This is a genomic window from Flavobacterium sp. UBA2787 (assembly GCA_002352205.1).
Taxonomy (GTDB): Bacteria; Bacteroidota; Bacteroidia; order Flavobacteriales; family Flavobacteriaceae; genus Flavobacterium.
The window spans coordinates 19,292-43,578 of the sequence record DEHZ01000012.1 but is presented as its reverse complement, the minus strand read 5'-3'; the positions used below and the strand labels follow the sequence as shown (position 1 = coordinate 43,578).

General features: G+C 34.2%; 23 protein-coding genes and 1 pseudogene. 5 read left to right on the top strand and 19 right to left on the bottom strand.

The window, feature by feature from the left end:
* Positions 1-79 precede the first annotated feature (79 nt).
* Positions 80-682 (top strand): LysE family translocator, encoded by a 603-nt coding sequence (locus B4N66_RS10775; RefSeq protein ID WP_291094704.1) that lies wholly within the window; start codon positions 80-82, stop codon positions 680-682.
* A gap of 69 nt (positions 683-751) precedes the next feature.
* Here B4N66_RS10775 and B4N66_RS10770 read toward each other — a convergent pair whose 3' ends face one another.
* The 9 genes from B4N66_RS10770 to B4N66_RS10730 all read right to left on the bottom strand — a co-directional run bounded on the left by B4N66_RS10770 (position 752) and on the right by B4N66_RS10730 (position 11,488).
* On the bottom strand, positions 752-1,237 hold the full coding sequence (locus tag B4N66_RS10770; protein ID WP_291094702.1) for a hypothetical protein: 486 nt from the start codon (positions 1,235-1,237) through the stop codon (positions 752-754).
* 92 nt (positions 1,238-1,329) lie between these two features.
* Complete coding sequence (locus B4N66_RS10765) at positions 1,330-1,674, bottom strand: hypothetical protein (protein WP_291094701.1); 345 nt, start codon at positions 1,672-1,674, stop codon at positions 1,330-1,332.
* A 96-nt stretch (positions 1,675-1,770) separates the two neighbouring features.
* On the bottom strand, positions 1,771-3,786 hold the full coding sequence (locus B4N66_RS10760) for a DUF349 domain-containing protein (protein ID WP_291094700.1): 2,016 nt from the start codon (positions 3,784-3,786) through the stop codon (positions 1,771-1,773).
* Between the two features lie 427 nt (positions 3,787-4,213).
* Positions 4,214-4,975 carry a shikimate dehydrogenase family protein gene (locus B4N66_RS10755; RefSeq protein WP_291094699.1) on the bottom strand — a complete coding sequence of 254 codons (762 nt, stop codon included), beginning with the start codon at positions 4,973-4,975 and terminating at the stop codon, positions 4,214-4,216.
* Entirely contained in the window at positions 4,950-5,963 is a 1,014-nt protein-coding gene (locus tag B4N66_RS10750) for a DUF368 domain-containing protein (RefSeq protein ID WP_291094697.1), read from the bottom strand. The genes B4N66_RS10755 and B4N66_RS10750 overlap by 26 nt, the downstream gene beginning before the upstream one ends.
* Positions 5,964-6,929: a DUF368 domain-containing protein gene (locus tag B4N66_RS10745; RefSeq protein WP_291094695.1), complete on the bottom strand. Its 966-nt coding sequence runs from the start codon at positions 6,927-6,929 to the stop codon at positions 5,964-5,966. It abuts the gene before it with no gap.
* A gap of 72 nt (positions 6,930-7,001) precedes the next feature.
* Positions 7,002-8,399 (bottom strand): tetratricopeptide repeat protein, encoded by a 1,398-nt coding sequence (locus B4N66_RS10740; protein ID WP_291094693.1) that lies wholly within the window; start codon positions 8,397-8,399, stop codon positions 7,002-7,004.
* A gap of 194 nt (positions 8,400-8,593) precedes the next feature.
* Entirely contained in the window at positions 8,594-9,772 is a 1,179-nt protein-coding gene (locus B4N66_RS10735; protein WP_291094692.1) for an aspartate aminotransferase family protein, read from the bottom strand.
* A gap of 75 nt (positions 9,773-9,847) precedes the next feature.
* Positions 9,848-11,488, bottom strand: a complete 1,641-nt coding sequence (locus tag B4N66_RS10730; protein ID WP_414654128.1) for an OstA-like protein — start codon at positions 11,486-11,488, stop codon at positions 9,848-9,850.
* A 122-nt stretch (positions 11,489-11,610) separates the two neighbouring features.
* Between B4N66_RS10730 and B4N66_RS10725 the strand changes: the two genes are divergently transcribed.
* Entirely contained in the window at positions 11,611-11,964 is a 354-nt protein-coding gene (locus B4N66_RS10725; RefSeq protein WP_291094690.1) for a hypothetical protein, read from the top strand.
* Between the two features lie 166 nt (positions 11,965-12,130).
* On the opposite strand, the gene B4N66_RS10720 is transcribed toward B4N66_RS10725, so the two are convergent.
* Positions 12,131-12,334 carry a hypothetical protein gene (locus B4N66_RS10720; protein ID WP_291094688.1) on the bottom strand — a complete coding sequence of 68 codons (204 nt, stop codon included), beginning with the start codon at positions 12,332-12,334 and terminating at the stop codon, positions 12,131-12,133.
* 299 nt (positions 12,335-12,633) lie between these two features.
* Here B4N66_RS10720 and B4N66_RS10715 point away from each other — a divergent pair, with 299 nt between their 5' ends.
* The 3 genes from B4N66_RS10715 to B4N66_RS10705 are packed head-to-tail and all read left to right on the top strand — an operon-like array spanning position 12,634 to position 14,065.
* Positions 12,634-13,389 (top strand): hypothetical protein, encoded by a 756-nt coding sequence (locus tag B4N66_RS10715; RefSeq protein ID WP_291094686.1) that lies wholly within the window; start codon positions 12,634-12,636, stop codon positions 13,387-13,389.
* A gap of 36 nt (positions 13,390-13,425) precedes the next feature.
* Positions 13,426-13,821 (top strand): DUF5675 family protein, encoded by a 396-nt coding sequence (locus B4N66_RS10710; RefSeq protein ID WP_291094685.1) that lies wholly within the window; start codon positions 13,426-13,428, stop codon positions 13,819-13,821.
* Between the two features lie 10 nt (positions 13,822-13,831).
* Positions 13,832-14,065, top strand: coding sequence for a hypothetical protein (locus B4N66_RS10705; RefSeq protein WP_291094684.1), 234 nt, complete (start codon positions 13,832-13,834; stop codon positions 14,063-14,065).
* A gap of 836 nt (positions 14,066-14,901) precedes the next feature.
* Here B4N66_RS10705 and B4N66_RS10700 read toward each other — a convergent pair.
* The 9 genes and pseudogenes from B4N66_RS10700 to B4N66_RS10665 all read right to left on the bottom strand — a co-directional run bounded on the left by B4N66_RS10700 (position 14,902) and on the right by B4N66_RS10665 (position 24,115).
* Positions 14,902-15,405 (bottom strand): ATPase, encoded by a 504-nt coding sequence (locus B4N66_RS10700; RefSeq protein WP_324522758.1) that lies wholly within the window; start codon positions 15,403-15,405, stop codon positions 14,902-14,904.
* Between the two features lie 139 nt (positions 15,406-15,544).
* A complete protein-coding gene (locus tag B4N66_RS10695) occupies positions 15,545-16,357 on the bottom strand; it encodes a transcriptional regulator (protein ID WP_291094682.1) in 813 nt (270 codons plus the stop codon).
* Between the two features lie 487 nt (positions 16,358-16,844).
* Positions 16,845-16,970 (bottom strand): annotated as a pseudogene (locus B4N66_RS16385) (hypothetical protein); the annotation flags it as partial.
* A gap of 827 nt (positions 16,971-17,797) precedes the next feature.
* Positions 17,798-18,310 (bottom strand): GNAT family N-acetyltransferase, encoded by a 513-nt coding sequence (locus tag B4N66_RS10690; RefSeq protein ID WP_291094681.1) that lies wholly within the window; start codon positions 18,308-18,310, stop codon positions 17,798-17,800.
* Positions 18,311-18,488: 178 nt separating this feature from the next.
* On the bottom strand, positions 18,489-19,019 hold the full coding sequence (locus tag B4N66_RS10685) for a hypothetical protein (protein WP_291094680.1): 531 nt from the start codon (positions 19,017-19,019) through the stop codon (positions 18,489-18,491).
* A 363-nt stretch (positions 19,020-19,382) separates the two neighbouring features.
* Positions 19,383-19,802: a DUF6326 family protein gene (locus tag B4N66_RS10680; RefSeq protein ID WP_291094679.1), complete on the bottom strand. Its 420-nt coding sequence runs from the start codon at positions 19,800-19,802 to the stop codon at positions 19,383-19,385.
* 286 nt (positions 19,803-20,088) lie between these two features.
* A complete protein-coding gene (locus B4N66_RS10675) occupies positions 20,089-20,679 on the bottom strand; it encodes a hypothetical protein (protein WP_291094678.1) in 591 nt (196 codons plus the stop codon).
* Between the two features lie 103 nt (positions 20,680-20,782).
* The gene (locus tag B4N66_RS10670; RefSeq protein ID WP_291094676.1) at positions 20,783-21,358 is read right to left on the bottom strand and encodes a Crp/Fnr family transcriptional regulator; all 576 of its coding nucleotides are present in this window, start codon (positions 21,356-21,358) and stop codon (positions 20,783-20,785) included.
* A 456-nt stretch (positions 21,359-21,814) separates the two neighbouring features.
* Positions 21,815-24,115, bottom strand: coding sequence for a VPS10 domain-containing protein (locus B4N66_RS10665; protein ID WP_291094675.1), 2,301 nt, complete (start codon positions 24,113-24,115; stop codon positions 21,815-21,817).
* Between the last annotated feature and the right edge of the window lie 172 nt (positions 24,116-24,287).

Sequence of the window (24,287 nt, the reverse complement as noted above, 5' to 3'; positions counted from 1 at the left end):
ACCTACGGTTATGATTTTTTATTCAATGTTAACAATCCGCAAAACCGATAACTGACAACCAACAACCAACAACTAAAAAATGCTCACTTTCCTCCTCGCATCCATCGCCTTAACACTTTCTCCCGGGCCGGATATTTTATATGTCTTGACTCAAAGCATTTCCAATGGAAAAAAGTTTGGAATCGCCACAGCTGCAGGTTTGGTTTCTGGTATTTTAGTGCATACCACGTTAATTGCATTAGGAGTTTCGGCAATCATCAAACAATCTGAGCTAATTTTTACCGGAATAAAAATTGTTGGAGCGTGTTATTTACTTTGGATAGCGTTTCAAGTATACAAAGCTCCGGCTTCCATTGATTTGAATGCAGATAGTAAACCTAAGAAATCGCCAATTTCATTATACAAGCAAGGTTTTATAATGAATGTGCTCAACCCGAAAGTGACTTTATTTTTTTTGGCATTCTTTCCCGGTTTTATCGATGAAAAATTAGGCAATGTAACGCAGCAAATCTATCTACTTGGCTTTTTATTCATGCTACAAGCTTTTGTGATTTTTTCTTTGGTAAGTATTTTAGCGGATAAGCTTACTGTTTTCATTCGAAATAATATCGCATTTTCCATCTTTTTGAAATGGTTTCAAATTGCAGTTTTCATCGCAATTGCCGTGTTGATTTTAATTTAAATTTAAATAAAAAATCCTTTCCCGATAAATCAGAAAAGGAAATTTCACAAACAAATAACTATACTATTACTAAATTGCTCTTTTAATCACATCAAGCCATTTTTCGGCTAATTGATTATCTCTAAAATGTGTGATTTGAATTGGTTTTTCATATTCAAAATCATAGAATTTAAAAGGAACTCTGGTTTTATCAGATTTTTTTTCTAATACAACTTCAACTTTAGTAACCAATTCTTTTTTGGTTGCTGTTTGCGATTGTTCAACTTTTCGGTGAATTTCACAGTGACCAATTTCTTTTAAATCGGCAAAAGTCACAACTTCCGGTTTTGCATTCAAATCAATTAAGACTAACTTTTTATTTTGTTCGTCAAAGGCAACAATTTTATTGTTAATGGTGTCTCGCACGTTGAAAGCTTTTGCGTTTCCTTGACTATATTGTTTTAAAATGTTTTCAATTTTTGATTTATTAATGTGTTGATTTCTCAACAAAAGTGCGATTGGTAAAATAGTGATTAATACTAATCCCAACCCAATTAATGTGGTGGATGTTTCCATTTTTTTTGATTTTTTAAATTATTGAATGATAAAAAAGTGTGCTAAACAAATAAGGTAAAGCAGCTGAAATTAAACTGATAAAACAGTTTTAATCACCAAAAAAAATGATAGGGAAACAAGAGTTTTGAAACTTTCTCACAACGATTGTGGTCTTGTCTCGATAGAAAAGAAGTAAATTTTGAAAGGAAAAACGTTTTACTTTCCTCAAGAACAAAAGGTAAAAACGAAATTAAAAAAGTAGAACTTTCTTTAACAACGTTTTGAAACTGATGTTCTGCAATGGTTTGTTTAGTGCCAACAACTTTAACAGTTTCAATAGAACGAACAGATTGCGTTGTTGAGGTGTTACTTTCTACAAAAAAAGTATTGTCTTTTGCACCCCAAACAAAGAGCATCAAAAGACTGGCTAACGCAACACTATTTTTAAACCATTTCACGATGCAAATGTATAATTAAGTTTGATACGTTTGTAGTTTATCAATAAAAAAAAACCATCCTAATATAGAATGGTTTTATTTGCTAAAATTTTAAGTTTATTCTGTTGATAAATTTCGCAATTGTTTCAACTTATCTTTCCAAGTTTGCAATTCATCTTTGTGTTTTTCGATGTTTTTGAAAACTTCTTTTACAAGTGGATTATCTTTTTTGGCATGTGTGAAAAATTGTATATTATTTTCCAACTGAAAAATTTCTGATTGAACCTCTTCAATTTTACGAATAATAAATATTTTTTCACCTTCCAGTTTTCTGCTGTCATCCGATCCGGCTAATTGTTCTAATTTGTTAGAAAAACGCATCATATCACCGTCTTTCTTACTCAAACTTAGTTTTTCAAACAACGCATCCAGAATTTTATTGAATTTTCCTTCAATATGTCTTCTTGAAAACGGAACTTTCCCAAACGATTTCCATTGCTCAATGTGAGCTTTAATTGCATCTAAATCGGTTTTATGATCGCCAACCAATTCAAAATCTTTCATCGAATCCAAATACGCTTTTTTCTTGTCAAAGGCTTCAATTTCTTCCGAATTTGCATCATTTCTTGTCGCTTTCATTCGGTCAAAATACTCATTACAAGCATCTTTAAACTCTTTCCAAACCTTATCAGAATATTTTCTCGGAACATGACCAATTTGTTTCCATTCCTCCTGAATTTGCTTCATAAGCGGAGTAGTGGCAGCAAAATCTTCACTTGCACTCATGGCTTTTGCCTTTTCAACCAAAGCCATTTTTTTATTCAAATTATCGCTTTGTTCCTTTTTAATGTCTTTGTAAAAAGAATTTTTGTGCGTATTGAAATTGCGAACAGCGGTTTTAAATTCGGCCCACGTTTCCTCATTTATTTCACTAGGAACTCTACCGGCAGAAAAGAAAGAATTGCGTAACGCTTCTACTTTTTCAATATAGCCTTGCCATTGCGAGTGTGCCGTAACTTCTACTTTGGCCAACTCTTCAATTTCAGCAATAATGGCTTTTTTTCGCTCTAAATTAGCAACTTCTTTTTCACGTTGATTAGCAAATAAACCTTCACGTTTATCGTGCATTTGCTTCGTTAAAGCACTAAATTGATTCCAAATTTCTTCACGGTGTTCTCTGTCAACCGGTCCGATTTCTTCTTTCCAAATGCGGTGCAAATCTTGTAATTCTCTGAAAGCTTTTGTTACATCTTCTTCGTTAACCAACTCTTCTACACGAGCAATAATTTTTTGCTTTAGTTCCAAATTGTGTTTAAAATCTAAATCTCTCGCTTCACGGTCCAAATGCAAATAATCATAAAAATTTTCTACATGAAAATGATAATTATTCCACACATGGTTATATTTATCTCTCGGAATTGGACCAATATTTCGCCATTCTTCACGCAATTCATTAAAGTGCTTCAATGTGTCTTTAATGTTTTCTTGCGGATTAATGAGGTTTTTAATTTCCTCTACAATTGCCAATCTTCTATTTAAATTAGCCTGTAAATTGTTTTGCAAACTTTTAAAATGAGCATTTTGCTTTCCTTTAATTAGTTTGTATAACGAATCAAATTTTGGTTTCAAAGGTAAATGATACTCAAAATCCTCTGTAGAATCGGGATTTTCAGCTATAAATTCATCCTTTTTTTCATCAATAAAATGATTGTATTTCGATAAAAATTCTTTTTTAATTTCCTCAACATGTTCCTTAATAGACATGACTTTTTCAACCGTAGAAAGCTTTTCCAGTTCATCAACCAAAGCTTCCATCGACATCGAGTGATAATCCAATAGCGGAATATCATGACGATCTTTCAACGTTTCATCTTCGCTTTCTTCCGCATTCGAATCATCAATAGCATTCAACGCTTTTTGGTGCTCACTTTCTGTTTCCGGACTATCATCAGCCAATTCTTCGGCAGAAATTTCCACAACAACTTCTTCCTCAATCGGAGCAGTATTTTCTGTTTCAACTTCATCCGAAACCATATCAACAGTCTCTTCCACTTCGTTTTTCAAAACGTTTTCTTGATTTCCATCTGTCTCATTTTCAATCGGCGACAGGTTATCATTCTTTTCTTCTAACATCGAACAAATGTTTAAGGTTCATATAATAAAGGCGAAAGATAATAAAGTGTGAGCAAAATTCAAAGAAATCAACAGATTTAAAACTTTTTAAGATTCAGGAGCGAATGGTTCGGGCATTTTCAGCCAACCATTTTCCCGCAATCCGCTCTATCCCGCCGAGGCGGGGATGCCGCTCCTTTCGGGGCTAGGAGGGAAATATAGTTGGGTTTGGAGTTTGAGGTTTCAAGTTTCAGGTTTCAAGTTCCAGGTTTGAGATTTGTTCAAAAGAAAATGTTCTCAAAGCGAATCCCTGAAAATCCATTATAGCAAAGCTATCAAAATCTGTGAAAATCAGTTTTATCCGTTAGATCCGTGTGCTAATAAAGAAGCGAAGCGATTTTTCAATTTTGAGGCTAAACAACTTGAAACCTGAAACCTGAAACAAAAACTAACCCTCCTTATTCCAAATCTTCCAACCCTTTTCCGCCTGCAAAACCAACATTTCATAACCGTTTTTGGTTACAGAGTTTTTAGCTTTGGCTCGTTTCAGGAATTCAGTTTCTTCAGGATTGTAGATTAAATCAAATGCAATATGTTCTCCGGTAAAGAACTCATACGGAATTGGCGGACATTCATCAATATTGGGATGAGTTCCGAGTGGAGTACAATTGATGATAATCTGAAAATTATCAAATGTAGTTGCATTAATGTATTTGTAATCCAACGCATTTTCTTTTTTGCTTCGAGAAACAAAAGTGTACAAAATGCCCAATTCTTCCAATGCGAATGCCACCGCTTTAGAAGCTCCACCGGTTCCTAAAATCAAGGCTTTTTGATGATGCGGTTTCAACAACGGTTCTAATGATTTTTTAAAACCGTAATAGTCCGTATTGTAGCCTTTTAGCTTACCTTTTTTAGTAATTTTTATGCAATTGACAGCACCAATTTTAGTCGCCTTTCCATTCAATTTATCCAAATACGGGATGATTTTTTCTTTGTAAGGAATGGTGACATTTAAACCTTTCAAATTCGGATTTTCACGAATCAATTTTGGAAATTGGGAAATAGCTTGCAGATCAAAATTTTCATACGAATAACCAACAAGTTCTTCCTTTTCAAATTTATCGCTAAAATATTTTTTTGAAAATGAATAACTTATATTTTTTCCAATCAAACCAAATCGTCTATTTTTTTCGTGTTCTTGCTCCATACCATTCTAATCCTAATACAAGTAAAATTCCAACTAAAATATAAAATATAGCCCATAAAGTATCGGCAGACATTTCGGGTAAATAACGTTTGTAAGTAGCTACAATCTGGTTGCCGTTTCGATCTAGAATAAATTCTCCGTTAGAAGTTGAATAAACTTTATGTTTCCATGGCCAAACTACTCCCAAAGAACCGATTATAAAACCTAGAATAGAGGCATAAGTTACTTTTTTAAAATGCTTAATTAAATAACTTAACAAATTAGAAAAAGTGACTAAACCCGTCAATGAACCGAGAGTAAAAGAAACTAAAACTTTGAGCAAATGAATTCGAGATGGATTATCAACAAAACTAAAATCACCCACCAAAATATCGGCAATCGTATCATATAACGAATTGACTGAGTCAACCAAAAGCAATACATAATTACCCATCAACATCATAATAAATGAACCGGAAAGACCAGGTAATGTCATTCCGGAAACACTGATGATTCCGCAAAGAAAGACAAAAATCAGATTGGAATTTTCAGTAGCAGGGTCAAAAAAGCTGATGCCAATTCCGAGAAGAGCACCAACAATTAAAGCAGTTCGAGCCGTTTTTGTCCAAGCTCCTTCAAAATCTTTATTTATATAATAAATGGAGCCGATAATCATCCCAAAAAAACAAGCCCAAACTTGAATTTCATAACGCGTAAGCAAAAAATCCAAAATTTTAGATACACTAAAAAAACTGATTATGATACCTAAAATTAATAACGATAAAAACGGTCCGTTAATGTATCGATAAAAGCTCTTGAATCTTCCCGCGATTAAGAACTTAAAAGCAGTTTTATTGACTCGTTTAAACGAATAAATAAATTCTTCATAAAAACCCGCTACAAAAGCCACAACTCCACCGGAAACACCGGGGATTTTGTTGGCCAATCCCATTGCAATCCCTTTTAGGACAAGAAAAATTTTATCGGAAAAGGAACGTTGGACTTGCATTTATTTAGAGAATTTTACTGCTACTTTTTCAAGAATAAATATAGTCAAAAATCCGAAAACCATCAACACAATTGCCATAATTAGGTGATTTTCTCCCTCAAAATATTGTGGAAGAATGCTTTTTTCCATAAAAGGAACTTCGTTTCCATGTGAGTCAATTCGGGTTGAAATAACCTTTTTCCAAGGCCAAACTTTGTTGAGTGAGCCTAACATAAATCCGGTTAGCAAAGCTAAGGTAGCATTTCGTTGATTATCGAACATCCAATGCAACACTTTTGAAAACAACTTTAGCCCTAAAATGGCACCAATAGCAAATGTGCCTAATTTCAAAATAGCTTGTCCTAAAAGTTGCAAGTTCATTCCTAAAATAGCCTCTCTGAATGAATTAATAGTTCCAATAACTACTGTATATGAGCCCATTAATAATAAAATGAAAGCTCCTGAAATTCCCGGTAAAATCATTGCAATAATGGCAATAAATCCTGAAATAAATAGGTAAAAATAACTATCGGGTGATGCAAACGGTTCTGCAATTGTGATGTAGTAGGAGAGAGCAGTTCCCATAATCAAAGCTAACCAAGAGGGTACATTAAATTTTGTAATTTGTTTTCCCACAAAAAAAATACTGGCAATTACTAATCCAAAGAAAAATGACCAAACTAAAATGGGTTGAGTTGCCAAAAGATGTGTAATCACTTTGGAAAGCGATAAAATGCTTATGGCAATTCCGGTTACAAGAGCGAGCAAAAAACTACCATTAATTTGTTGCCAAGCGATTTTGAATCCGTTCTTTTTCCATGATGAAAAAAAAGACAAATCTACCTTGTTGATTGTATCAATAAGTTCTTGATATATACCTGAAATAAAAGCGATTGTTCCACCGGAAACACCAGGAACCACATCGGCAGCTCCCATCGCTAAACCTTTTAGGGTTATTACAAAATAATCGGGAAAAAGTTTTCTCATAAAAAAATGCGTTCCGCTATTGAAACGGAACGCAAATTAGGTATTTTTTTTATAATTATATTCTAAATTATACTAAGATTTCAAATGTTTTGTAATTACATTTTGCACGATTTTTTTATCCCAAACCACGGGAAATAATTCTTCCATTAAAGTTATGTTGTTGGCATTTAAACGCAGACCGTTGGTTAGGTGAAACTTACCTTTGTCATTTTGTCGCAACATATAATACATTCCTGCCAATCGGTATTCTACTTGATAATCGTCCGGGAAAAACTCAGAAGCTTGCAATAAAGTTTGAATAGCACTGTCAAATTCGCCCAAAAACTGAAGAATATCCACCCAAAATAACCACGTATCTAATTGAGCATCACCAAATTCTACTGCTTTTCGGTAGCCAAATTCAGCTTCTTCATAAAAATTCATGTGGCGATTTATTGTGGCATATCGTTTCCAATACAATTGATTCTCGTTATCAATAGCTAACGCTTTATTTACATAATACAACGCTTTTTGAAAACTTTTCATTCGAATGTAAAAGTCGGTAATCGCTATCCAACCTTTATCCAACAACGGATCTTCGTGAACAGTTTGGTTGTAGAATTTAATCGCTTCGGCTTTATTACCTAACTTTTCGTGACATTTTCCAATTCGAAGCAATGCGTAAGATGTTGGATCTTCTAATTCTATGGTACGTTCGTAGGCTTCAATTGCTTCTTCAAAACGTTTAAGTTTTTCAAGCGATTTACCTTTTTCCATGAAAGCACCAATAAATTCATCGTCAATAAGGGTTGCATAATCAAAACAACGCAAAGCATTTTGGTAGTTTTTGATGCTGTAACTCAATCTTCCTTGTTGGTGCCAAGCGATTTCACTATATGGATTTTTTTCGATATAATTTTCTAAATAGACAATAGCGTCTTTTTGTTGGTCAAGAAATTCAAAACAATAAACCACATTATACAACGCAGCTTGGTCTTCGACATCTACTTCTAAACATCGGATAAAATTGAATTTTGCCAATTCTAAATTGTCCATAAAGAGATATTCCATTCCCATTAAATTATACACATCGGCGTAATCATCGGTAAATTTTAATGCTTTTTCTAATTCTTCAATCGCTTTTTCGTGTTGGTCACGTTTAGAATAGATGTTTGCTTTCTGAATGTAAATCTCCTCATTGTGGGGTTCAATGGCATACAACTCGTTGAGCATTTTTTCGGCTACATCAAGTTTGTCGTCATAAATCAACATTTCAATTTGAACCAGTTTTAATCCGGTCGATCTTGGATGTTGTTCGAGAGCTAATTTCAGGGCTTTTTTGGCCAGAGATGCTTTACCCATATCAAGATAGTGAAGAATAATTTCTTCAAATTCCTCGGAATCGAAAAAGAAAACTTTATTGGTTTTCAACATCGATTCAAATCTCGATAAGGATACGTTGTAATCGTCTTCTTCGTGACTTAAATGCATACTCGATTGTTTTAAAATTATCCTTCTCTAAATTAGGAAAGGAATGCTCTGATTCTATTTTTTTGTTGAATTGTTGTAAACAATTTAATTAACAGCTTTTGAGGAAGGGTAATTGGTGAAAGGTAAAGGGTAAAAGGTGATTGGTTTGTAAAGGATTAAAACCTATTAGCCATTACCAATAACCCATAGCCATTTTATAACACTTCATTTAAAGCTTCCAAAATAATAGCACAACCTTCTCTAATTTCCTCTTCAGAAATTGTTAATGGAGGTGTGATTCGGATTGCTCTTCCTTCAAAAAGCAACCAAAAAAGAATTAATCCTTTGTCTTGGCATTTAAAAATTACTTCGTTTGTAATTTCCGGTGATTCTACCATTGCTGCCAACATTAATCCTTTTCCTCTTATTTCTTTTATCAAAGGATGTACCAAAAGTTGTCTAAATAGCTTTTCTTTTTCTAACGTTTGAGCCATTAGGTCGGTTTCAGTGACTTCCCGAAGGGTAGCCAAGCAAGCAGCGGCTATGACAGGATGTCCGCCAAAAGTGGTAATATGGCCTAATTTTGGGTCGTGACTCAATAAATCCATGTATTCCGCTTTGGCAGTAAAAGCACCAACCGGCATTCCGCCACCCATTCCTTTTCCCATAATAACTACGTCGGGAACAACATTATAGTTTTCAAAACCGAACATTTTGCCTGTTCTTCCGAAGCCGGGTTGAATCTCGTCGATAATTAACAAGGCACCAACTTCCTCACAACGTTGTTTGATTTTGGTTAAAAACCCATTTTCAGGTTGAATGAAACCGGCTCCACCTTGAATACTTTCAACTATAATACCAGCCGTCTTGGTTGTTATTTTTTGAATATCTTCTTCATTATTAAACGTAATAAATTCAACATCAGGAATTAACGGACGAAAAATTTGTTTGCGTTCTTCAAATCCCATCACACTCATTGATCCCATCGTGTTGCCATGATAAGCATTGAAACAAGAAATGAGCTGACTTCTTCCGGTTACTCTTCGGGCGAGTTTTAATGCACCTTCGGTGGCTTCGGTACCGGAGTTGACAAGATAGGTTTTGTTGAGTGGTTCCGGCATATTTTCTGCCAGTAATTTACAAAATTCAACGGCTGGGTGTTGGGCATATTCGCCATACACCATCACGTGTGAATATTTGTCTAATTGATCTTTTATCGCTTGATTTACTCTCGGATGCTGATGTCCTAAACTGCACGCTGACACACCTGCTACAAAATCTAAGTATTTTTTGTTGTTGGTGTCATAGATGTAACTTCCCTTTGCATACGAAACTTCCATCGCAAGCGGATAGGGAGAAGTTTGAGCTTGGTATTTGAAGAAATCTTGTTTCATAAAGGTAATAGGGGATTGGTGATTGGTAATGGGTGCTTTCAACCCGTAACTCGCAACTTTTCAACCCGCAACATTCTAACTGTCTTTTTTCTTTTTTTTATCTTCTTCCGTTTCTTTGCCTTCTAACGTTTCTTTCCGAACTTCCATCGGAACCGATTCAATAGCATCTTCTGCAGCTTTTTCGATTTTCATTTGTTCGTCATATTCATTTTCTTCGGGAGGAAAAATATCTTCTTTGGTTTTTATTCGTTCATCGCCACGCCAAACGAATCCCCTTAGCTTTCGGGCATTTTCTGGCAGTTCTGCTTCGGGATAAATTTCGCCTTCAATTTGTTTAATGAATGTTAAGGTATCAATTTGATTACCATCAAGTGTCATGTTGATGCTACTACTTTTACTTTTATTGATTCCAATGAGTTCTTGATTTTCATTTCGCATATAGTAAATCACTTCGGTGTTTTTAACTACATCAACTTCATATAATTTATTATCCCTGAATTTACCATAGAGATTTAAACCTTTCACCTGATTATAACCTGTGCCAATGGTGTCTTTTGAAGCAATGAACGTATTATTCAGAACCTTTAACGAGTCAAGTTTTTCGGTTTCTTTATTGGAAATCAAGTGCATGATATCGCCTGTCATTTGGTTATCGAAATTCCACATTACCGGATTTTTTATCAGTTTTGTTATGCCTGTTTTTTCATCGGAATGAAGCGAATCACATTTTCCACTCATGTCAATTTTGAAAAAACGAACGTTGTTAAATGCTCTTACGACCCGGTTTTGAGGTTTTCCGGTCACGATTAATTTTTTTCCATGAATGTATAAAGTGTCTTGTTCAACCAAAGTCATTGCCACAGCTCTTTTGGTCATCATTAATGAATCTTTAAGTTTATAAACCTCTCCGTAATGACCTTTTACGATACTGTTATTAATGGAATCGGTCACTTTTACATTTCGGGTGGCGGAGGCAAATTCGCGGTTTCGATCGTAATACAAACTGTCTCCTTCAATTAATCGATTATTGTATTTGATATAGGAATTCTTTACAAAATGAGAAAAGTTTTTCTTAGTATCATAAAACCCTTTTTCGGTGTAAATATAATTTGCTTCGCTGGTAATTGTTGATGGACCAAACAAGTAGGCGTGACCTACATTTTCATAATAATCTAAATGGTTGGTTTTGATGATATATTTTGGATTAGTTATTGTCACCGCATTTCTGAATTGATACATTTTTCGCTGAATCATATACGTACCTGCTTGACTAACCAACGTATTTTCTTTATCAGTAATGGTTCCGCCGGTTTTATAAAAAGCTTGTTGAGCGTTTCGATCAAAATTAAGTACTTCAGTTTTAAGGGTTGAACTAGGCGAACTCATTACCACATTTCCGGAAGCATACGCTTGCTTGTTTTCACCATTATATTCGGCATATGTGCTGGTCATAGTGATGGTATCACCTTGAATCATTCGAACATCGCCAAAAGCTTTGATATAATTTTCTTTTTTAAATAAATAGGCTTTGTTGCAGAACATCACCGCTCCGTCATGACTAACGCGAACATTGCCGGTTAGCAAAATAGCATCAGGGTATAAATCTTCATCTACATCAAAAAATTCGGAATATTCCACAAAGATTTCTTTGCTTTTTTGTGACCAACTTTGTTGAAAGCATATCAAACAGAAAACGATAAAAAGAATAGTTCTCAAAAGTATATTTTTGCCAAAATTACTAAAAATGAAGTAAGGACAAGATGTGTTAAGAATTATTTAGGGAGAAAATGCCATTTTTTCTATTTATAAATCCTGCTTTATAGTAAAAAAAGTTATTTTTGAATGAAGAATCAACTTTTGAGGCTATGCTTAGTTTACTTTTTATTTATTTTTTAGGGAAATCTTTCTATACACTTGCACAAAAACATAAACAAAACGAATGGCTTTATGCATTTTTTGGTGTTCTATCTTATTATGTAGCAACTTTTCTATTTGCATTTATTCTACTAGGATTAGATTTGCTTTTTTCTCTTGGGATTGAAGAGTATTCAGATAGAGCTTTTGGTTTTATCACGATTCCGTTTGGATTATTAGGATGTTGGGGGTTTTATAAACTTTTGGAACACAAATGGAAAAAAATGATTCAAGTGGAAATTGAAACTATTGATGAAATTGGAAGGAATCAGGAATGAGAATTTTTTTTAATTTTTTTTTATAAATAAATTAAGTACTACTTAAATCACCTCGACTTTATTTTAACTACAAGCGGAAGGAAGTTGCAAAATTGAACTAGTTAATGAACTAGTTACTGCCTTGAGTTTAGTATTTATAGAAGACTTTATCTTCAAAAACACTTTTTTACCCGACGATTAACGGAATTACTTCTTCTGATTTAAGGCCTGTGTATAAGCAAAACTCTTCAATGGAAACCAATTGGTGTTCTTGTTTATTGAAGTGTTTTTTTACTTCTAACATCAGCAGTCTTGAACTTCTGTAACTTTTACCAGTAATTCTTTGAACGTCTTTTGGGTATATGCAAACTCTTTTTTGTTCTGTTTTCATACACTCTTGGTACTTTATCCCTACTTGAACTATGCAGATGAAGGGTCGTGAACCTTTTTTACAACAACTAAGGTCAAAAATACACTTTTTTAATGCATTCTACAATGCAAAAATAGGCAAAAAAGGTCGTTTTGGTCAATTTGATTCATGTAAGGTCAAGCGTATTTTGAGCACAAAAATTAATTCCGAAATATTTGTCTGTAAATCATTTCAAGATGCATCGAAAATGGGTTTATTCAGGCTGAAGGAATGAGCCTAAGAATCATTCCGCAATTTTTAATTTTTAAAGTACAGAAATTATGGCAAAACAGAAAGGCATAATTAAATTGAAAGGTACAATCGGTGATATTACCTTTTATAAGTCTAAAGACGGGTACGTAGCCCGTGAGAAAGGGGGCGTGGATGCTAACCGCATTGCCACAGACCCAGCTTTTCAACGCACCAGAGAAAATGGTGCTGAATTTGGCAGAGCGGGAAAAGCCGGTAGAGTTTTACGCACCTCTTTTAGAGCATTGCTTTTAAATGCTTCGGATAGTAGAATGGTAGGACGGCTAACGCAACGCATGATGAAGGTTATTCAGGCTGATGCAGTGAATGAGCGTGGATTACGCAATGTTATTGACGGTGAGGCTGAATTATTGGCCGGTTTTGAGTTTAACATTCGCGGAAAATTGGGAACCAGTTTATATGCACCTTTTCAAACGGCAATTGATCGTGTTACCGGAGCTTTAACAGTTGACATTCCCTCTTTTATTCCTTCGAATATGGTAGTGGCTCCGAGCGGAACTACACATTTTAAAATCATTTCCGGCGGAGCTGAGATTGATTTTGAAGCGGAAACGTTTGTTATTGAAAACTCAGAAACTGCTATTTTGCCTTGGGATGCGACTCCAACAGCGGTGATTAACCAGGTTAATACGGTGACTGCCAATAGTACGAAACCACTCTTTTTGGCCGTAGGTGTTGAGTTTTATCAACAAGTAAACGGTCAGATGTATCCGTTGAAGAACGGTGCTTATAATCCATTGGCATTAGTGCAAGTGAGCGGATTGTAATTGACGGTTAAGATTTATAAATCAGAATTTAAAAGTATGATTTTAGTTTTAACAAGAACTTATTTCCCCGATGGAACTAATGGGAAACTGGAAAGTAATGGAACATTCATTTGCTACACTATTGAGTTACCTTGGAAAAACAACCAAGTTGGCTTTTCCTGTATTCCTGAGGGGAACTATTTTATCAGAAAGCGATACAGTGCCAAATACAAGTGGCATTTGGAAGTGATTAATGTACAGGATAGAAAGTACATTCTTTTTCATCCAGCAAACTTTGCACTTAGCGAATTGCGAGGTTGTATTGCACCAGTTTTAACGCTTTCCGGTGCTGGCATAGGATTACAATCCAAGTTAGCTTTTGAAAAATTGAAAGCACTTGTTTATACATCCTTGGACTCCGGAAATTGCGTTGAATTAATTATTAACTCTTAACTGTTTTATTATGACTATTTTAGATAGAGCGAAAGCTCCTACTCCCAAATTTTTTAAAGTACTTCGAACGATTGGGTTGGTTATCGCTGCTGTAGGCGGAACTATTTTGACCGCACCTATTTCCTTGCCAGCGGTTGTTGTTTCGATTGGTGGTTATATGGCTGTGGCCGGCGGTGTTATGTCGGCAGTTAGTCAAGTAGCGAAAGAAGATTCACCAAAAGATGAACACGATGAATCATCCTAATTCGGTTTCGATTGGTACGGCAGGAGGGACATTTTTGAGTATTGCACCCGTAATCAGTTCGACTGATGTTGTAAAGACCATTCTTTTGGCGGCTATTGGAGCTACGGTCAGCTGTTTGGTTTCGATACTTATTAGGTGTCTTTTTAGGAAGTATAAAAAGTAATTTTTTACCCCGACTTTATGGTTGGGGTTTTTTTTGGGGTTTCTGTTGGCGGTTGACGGTTGTCTGTTGTCTGTTGATCGATTATCGCTGTAAATTTAACCTTTGAGGGAACAAGGGACGCTTCGCTTTTTTTTAATGGGACACGGATTGGAATAATTTAACAGGTTTACACTGATTTTGATCGCTTCGCTCTGTTTGGATTTTGATGGATTTTTAGGTGCTCTATTGGTGCTATTTATTATTGTTTTTTTTGAACCGCAAAGAACGCAAAGGAGTTCGCTAAGGTCACAAAGGACGCTTCGCTTTTTTTTAATGGGACACGGATTGGAAGGATTTAACAGGTTCACACTGATTTTGATCGCTTCGCTCTGTTTGGATTTTGATGGATTTGTAGGTGCTCTATTGGTACTATTTATTATTTTTTTTAACCGCAAAGAACGCAAAGGAGTTCGCGGAGTGCACAAGGGACGCTTCGCTTTTTTTTAATGGGACACGGATTGGAAGGATTTAACAGGTTTACACTGATTTTGATCGCTTCGCTCTGTTTGGATTTTGATGGATTTTTAGGTGCTCTATTCGTTTCTTTTTTAACCACGAGGGGCACAAAGGAGGTCGCAGAGGGCACGGAGATAGGTGCTGAGAGGCTGAGTTGCTGAGTTTTTTTGGTTGGGTTTCAGCGTTTGTCGATTGAGTCTTTGTTATAGGAGATGAGGTTAAACATTTGCCTCATCCGGGAGCGTACACGGTCGCCGTAACAGGTTTCGAGTTCTGAGGCGGAGAGGTTGGTGGTGATGTGGGTGATCGTTTTATTGTTGATGAAGTTGTCGTATCGGGTGAGTAGAATTTCTGCCATGACATTGCATTCGTTGCCGAAGTACTTTATTTGTTTTTCAGTTCCCAAATCATCAAAACAGATGTTGTTCATTTTGGTCTGTTTGTCCTCTTTTTTTGTGAATGGTAGCAAGGCTTCATATCCTTTTGTTGCGAAGTTGAATGCGATATCTCGGCATGGTATTATTTTGTAGTTGTGCATTTGGTTTGTGAAAAAGTTACAAAGGAACATCATCGAGCTTTTGCCACATCCGACTGGTCCAGAGAGAATGATTCCTTTGGTAATGTCTATGTTCATTTCTTTTGCTGTGATTTCATCTTTAATGGCATATATAATCAGTTTCATTATTACCATTTTATCGTTCTCATGTATTTTGAATTGATTACCGTAGTAATACCGACCCAGTTTTTCTAGAGTAGTGAGGCACTTTGCAAAATCATAGACTTTGAAACCGTCTTTGATTTGAAATGTTTTTTGAATTTCATTATAAGGGTTCATCGTATTTGTTTTCGTTAGACGTTTTTAAGTTTCCCGGTACCGGATTAGCAATTGCGTTTGTTACTGATGACGTATTTTGTGTGTTGAGTATCCAACTGTTGGCGGCTGCTTTCCAATTGACCATTGGTGTTTTGCCGCCTACCAGCCAACCTATACTTTCAAAATAATTATAAAATTTGTGGGCTTCTGCGTTCGGGTACTTTTGCTCCATGAAAAAGGCGATTGTTTCCTCGAGTTTTGGTTCTGTAAACTCTTTCTTTTTTGAGGGTATCTTTTCTTTACTCTCTTCCTTTTTATGAAAATCACTTGTTGTTTTTTTTATTTTTTCAATTTTGTTTTCACTGTTTTTAACATTTGTATTGTTTGTATTGTTTACTGAAGGTACTAGTACTTGTTCATTACTAGTTTCGATATTGGTATGCTCCATTGTTAAAGGCTCTCTATGAGCTATTTCATTATCTTGTTCAGAAAATGGTTTAGTTGTGATTGGATTACCTTGTGTTTGTTCTTGTTCGAAATTGAATAAAATAACATGACTTCCGCGAAATGGGTTGAAAGAGGGTTGGTAGTTGATGTATCCCAACGAATGCAGGTTTTTTAGACATTTGTGGTAGGTGGCTTTGGAACTTATTTTACTGATTTGCATGATTTCGTCGCGGTTGATGCTGATGGGGTTTCGGAATCGGTTGCAGTTCCAACACTGAAATAATGCTATGTAGAGGCTTATGTGTGTTGGATTTAGCGAGTTTTCTTGGACTACTTTGTCGAAGAAGCCTGTGAGGTGTTTGATGTAGTTCATTTTTATTGAGTTGCTGAGTTGCTGAGGTTTTTGTTTAAGGGTTTAAAGGTTTAAGAGTTTAAGGGTTTAAGAGTTTAAGGGTTTAAGGGTTTAAAAGTTTAAGAGTTTAAAAGTTTAGGGGTTAAAAAGTTTAGGGGGGAGCGGGAAATAGGGATGTGACCATAACTTGTTTATTTAGTATTATGGTGCAAAAGTGTTGGGTTTGTTTGGAATTATTTCAGAAGTGAATCAGAAGGGGAAAACAAAAAAGTTTAATTCAGATAATGAAATTTTAATTATTGTCAATAAAATCAATGGTTTAAGGAGATAATTATTTTTAAATTATTTTACCATATAAGTCGTATAAGTTTACTTTTTCAAAGAAAGTTCAATTAAGTATTTTGAAATTTGGAGTCGTTAGGATTGGATTATTTTTTTTACCATACAAGGTATGTAAGTTTTACTTTTTTGAAGAAAGTTCAATTGAGTTTTTTGATGTTCTTTGCGGTTACTGTTGATTATTTTGTTGGGTTTGGTTTGCCGATTTTAGTTGTTGGATGAAGGAAGTGGGTGACATTCCGATTTTGTTTTTAAAGCAGAGTGTGAAGATTTGGGATGAGCCGAAACCGGCTTCGTCGGAAAGGGCTTTGTTGGTTTAGTTTCTGAATTTGTTATTGCTGATTAATAACACGACAATGTAATCGATTTTAAGGTCGTAGAAACGTACTTATGGAAACCCGAAGGTTGACCCGCGAAGCCACGTGTTTTTGGTAGCTGGGTTGTGCGAGGAAAGCTGCCAAAAAAGTGTGGCTGGAACGGGGCACTTGAGCGTGGGGTGAGCGGCTTTTTTACATAATGTTATTATAGGGCAATGCACTATCATGTTTTGGAGCACTATTTTCATTATTGCCCTATAATGCCACATTATGTAAAGAAGCTTTGGGAAAAATTTTTGTTGCCCAACACGATTTTGTTGCGGAGGGGTGTAATTATGGCATACAAAAACTTTTGGGGTATGGGAAGCGAGGGAAAAAGGCAAACATCTAGAACATGCAGATTATTTCTATTAGTTGCCATAAAAAAAGCTACCTATTAAGAGAAGAAGAAATTTGTAACTTCTTATTCTTTAGCTAGCAAAGCAAATAAAGATAATTAAATTAATATTGACTAAATTTAACTGAAACTGGGAATCTGTTTAATTTTACTTATATGATGACTGCTGTTTACTAAACACTCTTTTTGTAATTTTAATAAAGTTTTAGTGGAAGCCGGTAGTGAAGCGGATCTAATTTTCTGTATTCTTATATCAGGATAAATTCTATTTCGGTTAACTCTCTATTTACTACAGCACCTGAAATTCCACCTGTGGCTACAGGATAGGATACAGAAATGTTTTATAGAAACAATTCAGCCACCATATTGTATTTAATGGTTCATTGTTCGTTGTTTTCTCATTTAGAACTAGATTGTCATTTGAAATAAACTAACTGTTGCGTTATCATAATGTGCCGGCAATCCATCTGTGTTTTTAAGTTTCACTAATCCCAAAAAGTCAAAACCACATTTTGTATGATAATTAATTAGGTCAGGATTGTCGTCAACAGTGTCCATTCTAACAAACTGTTTTTTATTTTCTTTGGCGTAAAGTTTAACCCATTCTACGATTTGTCCAACTAAATTTCGTCCACGAAAATCGGGGTTTGATGCAATTCGGTGAATGTAAACAGATGGGGCTTCATTTCTTTCTTCCCAAATTTGAGGGTCATTAAAAGTTGTCGCCCAAACACAAGCAATTTTGTCGTTTGCAACTATTTTCCATTGTCTGTTTTCCGCAATTTCAGTTTCAATTAACGTTCTGTTAAATTCGGGCCAATGCACAGTGAACCTTGTTTTTTGAAAATCTGTTGCGATTTTATATAAACTAAAAATATCCTCCGTATCATCAATGTTACTATTTTGTATTTGAAATTTCATTTGTAAATGGTTTATGTTTTGTTATGTAGGATGCCGATTTACAATGATAGCCAACGTTTTGATAGTAATAATCCTTAATATTTTGGTTAATCACTATATTTCAAACACAAAAACTATCATTGCATTAAGCCTGATTCCCAGCTACTGCTTACTACCTGTTGGCAACTAGTTTTATAATTTAATTGTTAGATAGTATTCTGTTATTCTCAATATTACAAAACAAAAAAAAGCAAAAACTAATTTGATTATATTTATATTTCGTTTGCTGCGATTTATTGAAATTTATTAAATCCTTTATGCTTTGAATAACTTTATCTTTATTTAACCATAAAATTATTAGAATTAACCATTGGTATAGTATTGCTGCTTTTAGAGCTCCACTATTCACATCGAAATATATGTCTTGTAAAATCACATTTACAAGTATAGTAGATGTGAACAAACAGCCAATGATTCTAGTTTGTTTTATCAAAATCAATGTTCCTCCAATTATTTCAAAAATACCTAAAGTTATTGCATAAGATTTTGAGTAACCATAAAAAGCCCACATCAATTCCATTCCAGTTATTTCTGCAACAGTTTTGTCAATTTCAGAAGCGTCATCAAATTGAAATATTTTACTTCCACCATAGATAAATATTGCAAATACTACTATCCAACTCAGTGCATTTTCAAAAATTTCTATTTTATCTTTTCTGTCGAGTTTCATTCTTCGTGTTTTTCTTTTAGCATGTTGCCAACTTATCGCTAATCGCTGCAACCTTAGTGTATATAACTCGTTTTGGAAATATAACCGAAGGTGTATCTCTTTTAAAAACTAAATATATCCTTTTTCCCTTTCATTTAAAAGTAGATTGATTTGATTTTTTAAAAATCACTTGGTGAAAATGGAAGGATAATTTGCTTTGAAGTCTTGAGACTTCGAAGATCTGGTGTAGGTAGGATTAAGTAAACTTCGGACAGCCGGGGTGATTAACTATTGGCATACAAAAATTTTTAGAGCGTTGGGAGGGGAAGGTTAATTGACGAATATTTATTCGTTTGGTTTTGACGAGGTTATTTTTTGCTATTTTCAGGATGTAAAACAGGTCCATTTCCAAGCATACCGAATAATCAGACAAAGAACGAAGACTTCGATAACAGCACCTAACACCATGTGCATCCAAGCCTCTCCTGCCAGATTAAACAATGAATAGGGAATATATACCGTTGCAATAATAATATTTGTCCAGCGATTTACTTTAGCCGACAAGGCGACAGAAAGGAAAATCATCAGTGCCGGAATGGTCACTGAAGCAAGTGCCACTAGAAGAAATTCTTGCGTAATTTCGAACACATACACTTTACTTTTCGAAATATCTTCTATCTTATCGGGCATATAAAGGGCGAAATAGTCAACGTAGATGTAAAGAAACATAAAACTCGCCCACAGCGTTGCAAGTTTCGTTTTCACATTTACTTTGATGTTTTCCAGTTCATATTGTGGATTCATAAATAATCAATTAAAAATTATATCCAATATTAAACAAATAGAAGTCCCGACAAACCAGCGTTTATATACACTATCTTGTAGGGCATCTTGTGCTTGTACTTGCAGAGCACTTGTCATCATTAACACAAGACAGATGAAAAAAATTTTCTGTTGCATATTTTTTTATTAGTGCTACAAAAGTAGGTTCGGTTGATTGCAGATGTCGTTCACTTAAGTTAAGAAATACAACTGAGTTCTTTTTTTAAAAATTTAGTCTAAATAAGGTTAAAGCTTGACGAATAAACATTTAGCTAAGTGGTGGTTTGGAACATGCAGAGCATTCTATTTTGTTTCTTAAGTTGTTCCAATGTACCTTGGTGGCTTTTATACTTGTGAAAATATGAATAAAAGCCAATACGATTGCACCTGGCAATAAGTTTATAGCAACGAAATGAAAAAGTTCAAAATTTTTCTGATTAGAAAGGTCTTTAATTATTTCAAATCCATTTTCGGTGAAAGTTAATTTGATAGCCAAAAACACAGCAATTGAGGCAAAATGAAATCCATTTACAAATAAATGTAGTATGTATTCCCACCTTGGAAGGCCACCCATAAAACTTCTGCTGTCTTTTTCAACATAAGCATCAATTCCAAGCACCACTAAGTCTATTACAATAAACAAAACACCTAAATAGAAACTTATTAAACAGTTTTGATTAACAAATAAAAAAAAGACAATAAGGGGAAATAAAATTGCCCTGATGGTATGTGTTAAATGTTCAAATTTACTCTCCATATGATTGAAAAGTTGGTACTTAATAATATGAAGGTAGAAACCATCAATTACAGCTAATAAAGCAAATGCTAAAAGCAAAATTGTAGAGATTAAAAAAAACATATGAAAGTATTTACAGATTAGACCAGATTATTTATTGGTCTACAAAAGTAGATTTTCGAAATACCATCATTCGTTCACTTAAGTTAAGAAATGATTTTACACTTTACTTCTTTTGTAAAACCCTTGCTCTTAATCTGCTTAATGACTGAGGCTTAATGCCTAAGTAGCTTGCTAACTGATGTTGAGGAACGCGTTGGATTAGGTCGGGTCTTTTTTGCAATAGGTTTAAGTAACGTTGTTCCGGAGAAGAAGTTTTAAACTCGTCAAAATCAATTCTTTCTTTAGCTAATAATTCTTCCGATAATTTTCTGCACATAATTTCAAATTTTGGAAATTTATTGTTTACTTCTTCTTCCATATGAGCATTCGAAATGACAAGTAATGTATCTTCAATAGAACTTAAATAGTATTCAGCGTGTGTTTTGCTTACTGCACATGGAGGCGTAAAAGCTTCCATCTCGGTATAGAATGCAGTTGTTTTCTCTTCACCATCTATAATATAATATTTTCGTATGCACCCTTTTAGAACAAAGTAATTGCAATCTAATTTTTGTCCTTCTTTAAGTAATATAGTTCCTTTTTTTAGAGAATGAAATAAATCTAATGCAATTAATGCCCTCTTCTCTTCATCAGTCAGGATAATGTATTTGGATATAAAGTCAAAAAGTATGTCTTGCATTGTTTTAGTATTGTCGTCTTTATATATACCACCAACTTACACGGTGAAATCACTAAAATATATCTTTTTTTAAAACCAAATGTATAGTTTTTTCCGATGATTTGAAAGAAACTTTATGATTTAACTATAATGTTAATTTATGAAATAGGAAGGTTTAATTTGTCAAAGTTATATAACATCTTTAGATGAAATTTTTGTTTGGATGAAAAGTATTTTAAAGTTTACGAAAATTCCATAACTCATTCATAAAACCTTTTTTTGCTATTAGACTCAATTGCGAACTACGGAAAGAAGTGATGGGTAAGTCGCTAAAAGCGATAGTTCTGCATTTTGGCTGAATGTTTTAACTAATTTAAACAATTTTATCTTATGTGTTAAAAAAGGCTCAGATTATAAAAATCCAAGCCATCATTTACTAACTAACACACTTTGTAGGATAGTGTTAACCTTTACCTTTTATTCTTTGATAAATCGAATAGACTCTGATTTTCCATTTTCAAGGATTACATTTAAAATATAGAGCCCGGATGGTAACTCTGAAATGTCAATCTCGTTTACCGAAGGTTGCACGGTCTTTATTTTTTTACCCAGAGCATCATGTATTTTTATTTCTATTAAAGATTCATTTGATTCTAAGAATAAATTGTTTTTGCTTGGATTCGGATAAACAATTATAGTAGGGGATGTTTCAAAATCTGGTGAATTAAGATTTTCAAGTATTACATTGTATTTTATAATTCCAATGTCTGAAGTTGCCGCGTAAATTTCAAAGCTATTCGATATAAAATTAAACATAACTTTGCTTACAAAAGGATTATATAGTAAATCATTGGAGACACTATTCCAATTTTCTCCCATGTTAGTGGTGTAAAACACATTAAAAACCGAATAGTCTCTTGTTAGGGAGGCAGCAATAATTACTCCGTCGTTAAAAGGTGAATGTATTATCTGTTCTACTAAATTAGTGGAGATTTGTACCCAATTATCCCCATTATCGTAACTTGTAAAAATTCCCTGGGATGTGGCAACTGATAATTGATTTTGGTTCAACGGATTTGCAACAATTTTAAAAATAATATCGTTATCCAAACTCAAAGCATTTTCTAATCCGTTACTACTTATTTGCCACGACTGACCATTGTTTGTAGTTTTGTATATTCTTGATCCTAAAGCAATCATTTTAGTGTTGTAGTTATTAGGGTAAATATAAATAGAGGGAACAGGTTTAAAAGCAGGTATAGCAATTTGAGATGACAATATATTGTTGGGGTCTGTAAAATCTATTTCATAAATTGCACCTCCTTCATTTCCTTGTAGATCTCCGTCCAATAACGATACCCAAACTTTGTTTGGAGTAGCTATTTCCGAGGCAACTGTAAAAGTATATTGATTTGGAATTGGAATATTTATATTGGTTGTGCCATGGTCTTCACTTATATATAAAGAACTACCGAAAAAAGAACTAAATAAATTATAGACTCTCCCATTAAAATTTAAATCAATAAAGGTTTGATTTTGTACATTTGAAACTAAATTAAGTGGTAAAATATTGTAATTATTACTGTTATTGGTATCTAAATCCTTATGTACATAACCAAATTGTACGCTATAATACAAGTGTTTTTTTATATTATTTTGTTTAAATAATTGCACATCGTTTGATACAAAAAACGGATTTTCAATTTTATTAAATGTAGTTCCATTATCGGTTGACCGCAGTGGATGATAGTTTCCACTCACCACTATTTCATTCGAGTTCAAAGGATTAAACGATGCGTTGAGGCCATAAAAATAATCGTTCGGTTCTTCTTCAAAAGTAAGGTTTGTATGTGTTTGAAAGTTATCGTCGGTGTAAATTACTTGATTTTCCTCTAAAACTATTATGGACTGCGGGTTTTGAGGATTAAAAGAAATATGTACAATACTGTCCATAACGTAGTCCTCCCAGGTTAATGGGATTGATTGCCAAGTTAAGCCGCCATCATTGGAACGGTAAAGGTTTTCAGAATCGGTAGTTGCATCTGTACCAATTAGAATGTCGTTGGCGTTTTGTGGATTTATAGCAATTGGATCTAAGGGTATTCCCACTAATTTCTCTGTCCAGCTTTGACCGCCATTAGTTGATATTAGTAAGCCGCCATACGTTGTATCAGGCCCGTTTCCTCTGGCGATAAAAACTTTTTGTGAATTATCATGACTAATGGCAACACTGTTAACTGAAATATTACTATTGTCAATGCTTGAGTAAATAGTACTCCAAGTAATTCCACTATCAGTCGTATAATAGACTCTATAAAAACTAAACGATCCGATTCTATAACCTTGTGAAACTATTGCAATACTGGTATTTTGGTGATGAATAGCATAATCAGTTATCCATGTCCTGGCAGCATTTTCCGGGATTGGTAATACAAAAGTTTGAACAATTTGAGTGGTATTTATATCTAAAATATTGAGATGATTATCAAATAAACCAAACTTTAGGTTGAAGCTTAATCTATTTCCATCTAGAAACTTTAAATTTTCAATATGATGAGAGATTGTGGGATGGGAATAAAATACATCCCAACTCAATCCATTGTCTTTTGAGGACACAATGTGATTTCCAAGTGTAACCGCATATAGGTCATTTGGATCTGTTGGATGATAAGTAACGTCAAATATTCTTCCAAATTCTGTGGAACCCTCGAAAGTAACTTGGGCAAACGCGTTTAGATTTGCCATAATAATTGCAAATAAGAATGTAAATTTTTTCATAGCTTTTTTTTTTAAAACAAAGTTTAAAAATAATTTCATTTTTTGAAATACCTGAAATCAGGGCTTCTGTCATTTTCATTTAATTTAAACTCTTTGAGGTGATATAAAATAATAGAAAAGGTTGCTTAAGATTTAAAAAAAAGATTATTTGAGATTAAATCCAATTTACAAT